This window comes from Pelagibacterium sp., from assembly GCF_048264985.1.
In the GTDB taxonomy this organism is placed as follows: domain Bacteria; phylum Pseudomonadota; class Alphaproteobacteria; order Rhizobiales; family Devosiaceae; genus Pelagibacterium.
In genome coordinates this window covers 19,387-29,221 of record NZ_JBLXCL010000014.1, presented here as the reverse complement: position 1 = coordinate 29,221, position 9,835 = coordinate 19,387, and the positions used below count along the sequence as shown (strand labels likewise).

General features: G+C 60.9%; 5 protein-coding genes and 1 pseudogene. 1 reads left to right on the top strand and 5 read right to left on the bottom strand.

Annotated elements, in window-relative coordinates:
* Window positions 1-187, top strand: a pseudogene (locus ACN0TA_RS17975) (hypothetical protein); the annotation flags it as partial.
* Between the two features lie 94 nt (window positions 188-281).
* Here the strand turns inward: ACN0TA_RS17975 and ACN0TA_RS17970 are convergent.
* The 5 genes from ACN0TA_RS17970 to ACN0TA_RS17950 form a co-directional block, all read right to left on the bottom strand.
* Window positions 282-1,787, bottom strand: a complete 1,506-nt coding sequence (locus ACN0TA_RS17970) for a M10 family metallopeptidase C-terminal domain-containing protein (protein ID WP_417585530.1) — start codon at window positions 1,785-1,787, stop codon at window positions 282-284.
* Window positions 1,788-1,973: 186 nt separating this feature from the next.
* Window positions 1,974-3,419: a M10 family metallopeptidase C-terminal domain-containing protein gene (locus ACN0TA_RS17965; protein ID WP_417585528.1), complete on the bottom strand. Its 1,446-nt coding sequence runs from the start codon at window positions 3,417-3,419 to the stop codon at window positions 1,974-1,976.
* 324 nt (window positions 3,420-3,743) lie between these two features.
* The gene (locus ACN0TA_RS17960; protein WP_417585526.1) at window positions 3,744-5,150 is read right to left on the bottom strand and encodes an HlyD family type I secretion periplasmic adaptor subunit; all 1,407 of its coding nucleotides are present in this window, start codon (window positions 5,148-5,150) and stop codon (window positions 3,744-3,746) included.
* Window positions 5,147-6,940: a type I secretion system permease/ATPase gene (locus tag ACN0TA_RS17955; RefSeq protein WP_417585524.1), complete on the bottom strand. Its 1,794-nt coding sequence runs from the start codon at window positions 6,938-6,940 to the stop codon at window positions 5,147-5,149. Before ACN0TA_RS17955 ends, ACN0TA_RS17960 begins: the two co-directional genes overlap by 4 nt.
* Window positions 6,941-7,096: 156 nt before the next feature.
* Window positions 7,097-9,529, bottom strand: a complete 2,433-nt coding sequence (locus ACN0TA_RS17950) for a calcium-binding protein (RefSeq protein ID WP_417585522.1) — start codon at window positions 9,527-9,529, stop codon at window positions 7,097-7,099.
* Window positions 9,530-9,835: the final 306 nt, after the last annotated feature.

Below are 9,835 nucleotides of genomic sequence, written 5' to 3'. Positions count from 1 at the left end.
GGTGGATGTGCCCCCGCCGGTGGTGTCGGAGGCCGCCCGTGAAGAGGCCCGCCGTCTGATGCCGGGGCAGGATGTCTATGCGCTGGAAGCCGACTGGCGCGCGGTCTGGGCCAAATCCGGCGCCCCGCGTCTGCGCAAACCGGATGGGGCCTTTCTGGGGTGGCTGCGGAAACGGAAGGCGGGCTGAGGCGCGTCGGCTTGCCCGGGCCCTGCGCTTCACCTTTTCAAAAATATCGCTGGGAGCGCGAGGGGCAGTGCCCCTCGCGCTCCCAGATCGCGGATCACATAAAGACGATGTCATCCACCAGCGCGTTGCGGTCATAGACCCCAAGAAGGATCAGCGTATCATTGTAATCCGCCCCGAGGATCAGGCTGTCGCCAAAATCGAGCCGGATGCCCTTGCCGGTGACGGAGCCATAGGTGTCAACCAGATCCTGCGCGTCTTGATTGCCGAAATCCACCGCGTTGAAGACCAGCCGATCCTCGCCCAAAGTGAAGTCCTTGACCTTATCCCTGTCATGGCCAAAGCCGTAGAAGAAATCGTCGGCGCCGTTGCCTCCGAGCATGATGTCGTTGCCTTCGCCGCTGTCAAAATAGTCGTTCCCGTTCTGACCGATCAACCGGTCATTGTGCGCCCCGCCTAGCAGCGTATCACGCCCTGTGCCGCCCTTCAGCATGTCCAGACCCTCGCCGCCCCAAAGCAAGTCCGCACCACCGGCACCACGGATCAGATTGTCGGCACTGTTGCCAAGCACTGTGTCATTGCCTGACCCCATATAGGCGTTTTCGATCACTGTATCCCGCGCGATGGCGAGGTTACCCACCAGACCGCCAATATCGGAGAAACGTTCCGCATTCAGATCAAGGCGGTCATCGGTGGTGCTGGGGCGTAGATCGATCAGATCCACATCCGCGATGTTGTCTTCGTCGTAGTTATAGAGGGTAAAGGCAATCGGTCCGACCTCGGTGGTCGCTGGATTGCCATCGTCGATCCCGGAAAAAAGGGTGACGAATTGGCGGGAATAGGTGCCGCCCACCCCCCAGGTGGTGTCGCCCTCGGTCTCGTCCGAGGCTCCGTAGAGGTTTTGCAGCGCAAGGATATCCGCCATCATCGGCCCGGCGTCCAAGGCATAGCTGGCATCGACACTCGAGTTCTGATCCTGCGGGATATAGGACATCACCGAAACCTGATAGCTGTCGTTTCTATAGGTGACGCCACCGGAGGTTCCATTGTAATTGCCCATATGGCCAAGACCGAGCGTATGGCCCAGTTCATGCACAAAGGTGGAATAGGAATAGGAATCCATCGTGGTGCCATAGGTGGCGATCCAGTCGGTGGAGACATTGAGCTTGGCCTGCAGCCGCCCGAAGCCATCCTCGCTGTAGCGCACAAAGGCCCCGTCTTCATCATCGTCAAAGGTGATGTCGCCGCCGCTCAGTACCTCGGTGAACTGCACATCGGCGACCAGTTCCCAGGCCTCCATCGCCCAGCGGGCCATGCGCTGGGCTGCTGCGGAAATGCCGGTCAGATCGACGGTGATCACATGGTTGCTGGAATTGCCGATCACATCGGCAAAGCTGCGTTCATCCTCGTCATTGGCCGCCCAGAACCCGGTGGTCAGATAGTCCGCCAATTGATCAAGCGTTCCGGTCGGCAAGGGGGGGGGCGGCGGCGTGTCGTCGCTACCGCCTCCTGGTAGAGGCAGATTACTTAGCGGTTCCGCAGCAGTGGCCGTTTCATGGCGCTGCGGGTCAAAACTCGCGGTTGCGATACAAATGTCACACATAAAAATATCACCTTGCTCTTCTGCTCATGCCTAGCGAGTAGGCCGGGCGCGCAGTCTGGAGGCCTGTCAAGCGCGCCGGTTTCGATCAAAATTTAGCAGCGAAACAAGGACAAAATATGTCCGCCTCCCAGCGTGGCACTGAGAGCGCTGGGCGCCCCCGAAATAGGGCACCGAGAGCAAGCTCACTCAGACGAAGAAGATATCATCCGTCAGCGCGTCGAGATCAGTGATGCCATTGATCTTCAGCTTTGTTTCGGTATCGAAGCGTAACAAGGCCCCATAAGAGGTGAGGCGACCATAGGTGGCCAGCACGCTGCTGGCCTCGGTATTGCCGCCCGTTAGACCGGTGCCCAGGGCCAGCCAGTCCCCGCCGAGGGTGAAATCGAGGATCCGGTCGATATCGTAACCGATGTCAAAGACGAAGACATCGCTCTGGGCGCCACCGGTCAGCACATCGTTGCCTGCGCCGCCATCCAGCGTGTCGCGGCCGCCATTGCCCTTCAGCACATCGTTGCCCTCTTGGCCGAGCAGGGCATCATGCCCTCCTTGACCGAAGAGCTTGTCGCGCCCATCATCGCCCCAGAGACTGTCGGAGCCGCCGCCGCCCTTCAGCAGATTGTTGGCGTCATTGCCGGTCACAGTGTCATCGCCGCGCCCCATCAGGGCGTTCTCGATCACCGTGTCGCGGGCAATCAGCAGGTTGCCGATGGCGCCAAACATGTCCGAGGCGCTCTCGTCATTCAGGTCGAGGCGGTTGTCATTGGCGTTCGGGCGGAAATCGAATGTATCGGTGCCATCGCGATCATAGACGGTAAAGGCGACATCAACGCCGGCCAGATTGCCATTGCCATCGCCGCCGCTGATGCCGTCAAAGAGATCCTCGTAATAGCCGGTGAGGTTGGTATTGGCGCCCCAGGTGGTATTGCCCGCGCTGTTGCTGCTGGCACCCGGCGCCCCATAGAGGTTCTGGATCGCGATGATATCCGCCATCATCGCAGAGACCGGATAGGCCTCGGTGGCATCGACAGTGGTGTTGTCCCACTGGGAGAAATAGGACATCACCGACAATTGCCAGCTGTCGTTGGAGAAGGTCTCGTCATAGCCATAGCTGGCATTGCCGTTGTAATCGCCCTGATGGCCGAGCCCCAGCGCATGGCCGATTTCATGTACATAGGTGGTGAAACTGTAGCTGTCGATCTCGGTGCCATAGGTGGAGATCCAGCCGGTCCCCACATTGACATAGGATGTGGTGATCGTATCGCCGAGCAGGTCGCTATAGGCATAGGCGGTGTTGCGGTCACTGTCGTCAAAGATCATATCTGCCCTCGAGGTGACCTCGGTGAACTGCAGATCGGCCACCAGCTCCCAGGCCTGCAAGGCCCATCGCGCCAATTGCTTGCCTGCGGCGGTGAGCCCGGTCAGATCAACGGTGATCTCATTGCTGGCGGAGGTGTCAAAGGCCATTGGGCTGTCGCCGCTGTCGGTCCAGTAGCCATCGGTCAGATAGTCTGCCAGCTGGTCCAGGGTCCCGGTCGAGGAGGCTGCGACAGGCGAGGTGGTGCGAGATTGTGCCTCGGACGTCTCCGCAGCGTCATGGCGGCGGGGATCAAAAGTAGCGGTCTGGCGGCACAAATCACACATCGGGCAATGGTCCTTTTACAAGAGCGGCAGCTCCGGGCCATGGCGGCAGATCGGCTCCGGAGGAACGGTTGACCCGATCCGTCTAAGAAAGGATTTGGGACAGAATGTGGCATCCGCCCCAAAGCTGCACAGGGTGGTTTCCAAAGGGTAAACGCCTGACGCGGTGACAGATAGCCCCTTTGAGCCCCAATTGACCCTGTCATGCGGTCTTTGCAGACTGGACGACGGGCCCGGAGCAAATCTCCGAACCCGTCAGTCGGCGCCCGGTCCGGTCCCCCGGTGACCGGACCGCCGCCGTGCAGCTGCTTCCCCCCGTCAGCTGCTGCCTTCTTTCAACGCCTGCGACATGCTCGAGAGCACCGGATCGAGCAGATAGGTCGCCAAGGTCTGGCGGCTGGTCTCGATCATTGCCTGACCGGGCATGCCGGGCAGGGTCTTTACATTGGGTAGGCGGGCGAATTCCGCTTCGGGGATGCGGATCAGCACCTCGTAGTAGGGGCGCCCCGTGGCCGCATCCACCAAGGCATCCGCGCTGATCAGCACCACTTCGCCGTCGACCGGCGGGGTGGTGCGGAAACTATAAGCGGTCAATTGCACCTTGGCGGTGCCGCCGGCGCGGACCTCATCAATGTCCTTGGAGGCCACACGCGTGGTCAGCACCAGGTGGGCATCCTGAGGCACCAGCTCCAGCACCTTCTGGCCCGGCTCCAGCACCTGACCGATGGTGTTGATCGACAGGCCGACGATGCGCCCGGCCTCGGGGGCTCGGATGGTCTGACGGCGGCGGGTCTCTACATAGGTGCTCATTTGCTGGCGCAGGTCGAAGATGCGTTCCTGCACCTCTTGGGTTTCAAAAGTGATGCGCCGCTGGCGATCCCGTTCCACCTGCAGGATGGTCTCGCGGATTTCGCTGATGCGCTGAGTGAAATTGTCCCGATCCGCTTCCAACCCGCCGATGGCTCCGGTGAGGCTCGATTCATGCATCTGCCGCTGGGTGAGCCGGGTCTTGGGCACCAGCCCCTTGGCAAAGAGTTGGTCGAGGTCGGTCAGTTCGTCCTGCACCAGGCTCAGCTGCCGGTTCAGTCCCTCAAGGCGGCTTTCCCGTCCCACCGCCTGCTCGTCCAGCTGGGCGATGCGATCTCCAAGGATGCTTAGTTGCCCCTTGTGCAGATTGCGGTTGTTGCGGAAGACGTCTTCTTGCACCTGAAACAGGGTGCTGAGCGCCGGATCCTTGGCAAAGAGCTGCTGGATTTCCGGGGTCATCGAGACCTGCTCGGCATCGGCCAGTTCCGCCGACAGCCGCGCCTGTTGCACCAGCTGTGCGGCCAGCTGGTTGCGCAGGATCGACAGGGCCGCTTCGGTGCGCTGACCATCAAGCACGGCGATCACCTGATCCTTGGCGACCGTTTCGCCTTCAGAGACGCGGATCTCGCGCACGATCCCGCCTTCAAGATGCTGCACGCTGAGCCGCTTGCCCTCTACCGAGAACAGGCCAGGCGCCACCACGGCCCCGGTCAACTCGGCGGTCGCGGCCCAGAAGACCAGCCCGCCAAAAAGGCCAAAACCGCAAAAGAAGAGCCAAAGGATGAGCTGACGCACCCGGGTTGGCGGGGTGGCCGGCAGCACCACGCCCGGCATCAGGTCTTGAAAGCCACCAAGGCCGGAATCGCGCACCAGACTTTCGGTGCGGGCGGTGACGGGTGTCTGTGAGGAACGGGTCATGCCTGTGCTCCTTCGCTTTCGGCGCCGGTGGTCGGACCTTTGGTCTGATCGGTGGATTTGTCATGGGCGTCCGCCACTTTTGGCCGCGGCCGGATCGGGGCCACTTTCGGTCCCTGATCGCCCTGCGGCAGGGCGGTTTCGAGGATCTTGCGGGCTTCGCCAAACCGAGTCAGCTGACCGTTTTGCACCACAGCCGCATGGCTGACGCGGTGCAGCAGGTGCATCCGATGGGTGATCACCACCACCACGGCCCCACGATCGCAGGCGGTGCGGATCGAGCGGGCCAGGGCCTCTTCGCCCTCAGGGTCGAGATTGGCATTGGGCTCGTCCAGTACGATCAGCTTGCGATCGCCGAAGAAGGCGCGCGCAAGCCCCAGTCGCTGGCGCTGACCGGCAGACAGGAAACTGCCGCGGGGACCGACCTTGGCATTGTAGCCGCCGGGCAGTTTCAGGATCAAGTCATGCACCTGTGCCAGTTTCGCCGCCGCCACCACATCGGAGGGCTTGGCCTCCATATCCATCATGGCGATGTTTTCCGCCACCGTGCCGTCAAACAGTTCCACCTGCTGAGGCAGGAAACCGACGTAGCTGCCGATCTGTTCCGGTTTCCAATCGGTGAGGGCGGCATCGTCGATGCGGATATGCCCCCGTGCGAGCGGTTGCAGCCCAACCAGCGTCCGGGCCAGCGTGGTCTTGCCAGAGCCGGAGGGGCCGATCAGACCCAGGGACTGGCCAGGCTCCAGCTTGAAACTGATGTCCAAGAGCAGCGGCTCGACCCGGCCAGGCAGAACCACCGTGGCTTGTTCTACGGCCAGGCGTCCTACAGGGGCAGGCAGTTCCATCCGGTCGGCCTTGCCGCTGTCGAGATGGGACAGGAACAGGGCAAGACGCCCATGAGCGGCGCGGGCGCGCAGGAAGGCGCGCCAGCCGGAAATCGCTTGTTCCACCGGGGCGGCGGCGCGCCCCAGCAGGATCGAGGAGGCAATCATCAGACCCGGCGATAGCTCGTTGTTGATGACCAAGACCACACCGGTGCCCAGCACTGCGATCTGCAGCCCCATGCGCAGCGCCTTGGCCAGCGACGAGAGTAGCGCCACCCGGTCTGTGGCCAAAGTGCCAAAGACGATGGCCGAGAAGGCGCGCAGCCGCCAGCGGGCGATCTGGGCGGGGCCTTTGCCCATGGCCTGGATCACCTCGGCGTTCTGCATCATTTCGGCCACGGAGGCATTGACTTCGCGCCCGGCCTTTTCCGCCTCCTGCCCGGGCTTGCGCGCCACCAGTTCACTGATGATGCCAAGCGCCATAAGCAGGGAGAGCCCTGCCACAGCGACGAGGCCAAGCAGAGGGCTGAAAACGAACATAAGCCCGATGAACAGCACCGACCACGGCGCGTCCAGCAGGGTGATGAACAGGGGACTGGTTACAAATCCACGTAGGTCCTGAATATCACGGATCGGTTCGGTGCCCCTGAGCTCTGTCGGCATGCGACCGGTCAGCATCCCTTCCAGAACGGCAGGGCTGAGACGGGCCTCAAGGCGAGAGCCCAGACGCGCCACCAGACGTTGGCGCAGGGCATCGAAGAGAAAAAAGAAAACCAGCGCGATGACCGCGCCGGTTGTCAGTGCGATAAGCGTTGGCATGCTGCCAGAAGCCATGACCCGAGCAAAGAGCTGGAGCATGTAGAGAGGCGCTGTCAGGACCAACAGGTTGACAAAGATACTCGCGACAAAGATTGCGACGATGACGCCGCGTTGACCGTCAAACACTTGTCTGACCTGATTGTGCTTCATTGCGTAACCCCCCGGCTGCAACGGTTATGAAACGTAGTCCTGTTCAGACAGCGCCCTGGCCCAAGGGGCAATCCTTGGCCGGGGACCAAATCGCTGTCTTGAACCAGGGCTAGACCTGCCCGGAGGAGCTACCCCCGGACAGATCGTTCCTTTGGCTCAGTGACTATGGATGTAGTAATCCAGCCAGGGCGAGCTGTCGTAGCTGTCGTCAAAGCCGCTGTCGCTGGCCATGACGTCGATCGCTTCATAGGATCCCGGATCCCCACTGGAGACCGAGTTGATGCCGACGCCACCGTCCATGTCATAGGGGTTGGTGTCGTTACCCAGCGAGGTAAACGGTGCACCAGACCCTTCGGTGGTTGCGGTCAGACCAAGGATCGTCACGGTCGCCCCACCCACGGAGATGGTGGTGTCGGTGCCATTGTCGTCGACCGTCGCCAACTCGTTCAGCGTCTCAAAGGCGACCTGATCCGAAGTGCCGACACCCATGCCCACATTGGTCACGCGGAAGGCGATCACATCCAGATCTTCATCGATGTCAAAGTCATTGATGGTATCGTTGCCATCGCTAGAGCTGAATGTTGTGCCATCCCACAGAAGATCGATGATGAAGACATCCTTGCCGTCGCCGCCGGTGAGATCGTCGTCCCCAGCGCCACCTTTCAGGAAGTCATCGCCATTACCTGCGCCTCCGTTGAGGGTGTCGTTGCCCGCGCCTCCGTCAAGGAAGTCATCGCCCTGGCCGCCGTCTAGATCATCGTTGTCGGCCTCCCCATAGAGGCAGTCGTTATCGAGGCCCCCGTTGAGGTCGTCGTCCCCTTTTCCTCCTTCAAGGACATCGTTTCCGTCATCGCCGTTCACGGTGTCATTGTCATTTTGGCCATCAAGGAAGTCGTCGTCATTGCCGCCGTTCAGGGTATCTTCTCCGACACCACCGAAGCCGCGGTCATTGCCGTCGCCGCCGTTGATCTCGTCGTCGCCGCTCTGACCTTTGAGAACATCGTTCCCGTCATCCCCGTTGAGAACGTCATTGTCCTTGCCGCCAAGGAGCTTGTCGCGGTCGTCGCCGCCGGACAGAGTGTCTTCGCCAGCGTTGCCAAACAGTTTGTCTTTGTGCTGGTTTCCTTCGATCCAGTCATCGCCGATACCACCGAAAAGCGTATCACACCCCTCGTTGCCATACATGCGGTCGTCGCCTTCACCACCGTAACCGAGATCATGACCACGGCCGCCATCAATAACGTCGTTGCCCCATTCCCCGTACATGGTGTCGTTTCCGGATCCACCGTGAATATGGTCGCGACCTGCTTCGCCGTCATCGGTGGTTGTATAGACTTCCGGACAATCGACTGGTTTGGGTCCGCCATAACCGTGGTTGCCTGCGGATGGCATTGCGCCATCGTCGCAAGACCAGTCAATGTCGTAGTTGCCAGACGAGCCATTATCACCGAACAGAAGGTCGCCCTTCGCGCCGCCTTCGACGAAGTCGTTGCCGGAGCCGCCGCGGATGGTGTCAGAGCCGGTGTCGCCGTTGACGTCATCGTCGCCTGCACCGCCGCTCATCACGTCGTTGCCGCGACCACCGAACATCAGGTCGTCGTCATCTTCACCGTCCATGGTGTCGTCGCCACCCTGTCCATCCATGGTGTCGTCGCCAGTGCCGCCGAGCATGCAGTCGTCGCCACCTTCAAGGTCCGACTTGTTGCCGGTGTAGGTGTCGCTGCCGAAGTCGAGGTCATCCCCGGTGCCGCCACGTTCGTCGCCGAACATTTCGTCATTGCCGGAGCCACCGATCACCAAGTCATCGCCGAGACCGCCCGCCATGCTGTCGTCGCCGCCCTGACCGTTCATCCGGTCATTGCCGCCACGGCCATACATGGTGTCGTTGCCGTCGTCAGACTCGTCATCGTCGTTCTGACCACCGTCACCCCACATGCAGTCGTCGCCGCCTTCGCCGTCCATGCAGTCGTCGCCGGCTTCACCATACATGTAGTCGCCTGCGTCGCCGTTGGTCTCGTCGCCGTCGCCGTCATCGCCGAAGAGGACGTCGTCGCCGGTGCCGCCGAAGATGCTGTCGGTGTCGATGCCGCCGAGCACGGTGTCATCACCGGTCTCGCCATCCATGTAGTCGCAGCCTTCTTCGCCATTCATCCAGTCGTCGCCATCGTCGACATAGTGAGTGACTTCATATTCGACTTCTTGCGGGTTCTTGCCCCAAGCGTCGTAGACGATCTTGGTGTGGGTCTCGGTGACAACCGTTCCTTCACCGTCGCCGTCGCCGCCGAACATATAGTCGTCGCCGGTACCGCCATACATGATGTCATTGCCGTCACGGCCCTGCATGATGTCCTGGCCGGCTTCACCATCGAGGTAGTTCCAATGAGCGTTGCCGTAGATACCGTCATTGCCGGCCCCACCTTCGGCATTGTCCGCCGCATCATGGGTTTCAAGATCAATAAGGTTGTCACCGCGGTCACCCTGATGGGTCACGCCGTCGTTGTAATTTGCGTCTGTTTTAACATCGCTGAATTCCGTTTCGCACGTCGGGTCACAGACGTGCCACGGATCATTATGGTCTGGATTAGCCATAGAGGTACCCTCCTAATCCTATTGGTCACGCAGACCATCAGATCCCCCCAGATCCGGTCCGCTTACTAATGTGCCGGGGAAGTATGAGGACTGTCTCCGCACCGGCCGTGAAAAAAGGCCATAATCGCCTTCTTGCTCAGTGAACCTCAAACCGGGATCTCGGGACTGCCCCCAAAAGGGGACAAAGAGTGATTTGAGATAAAATTTCCTATATTTCTCTTATATTTCCGCATCAGGGCGCGCTGGGCGAGGTCCTCAAACGGGAAGGGCACGCAGGCCTTGCGGCCTGCGTGTGACAGGTCAGCT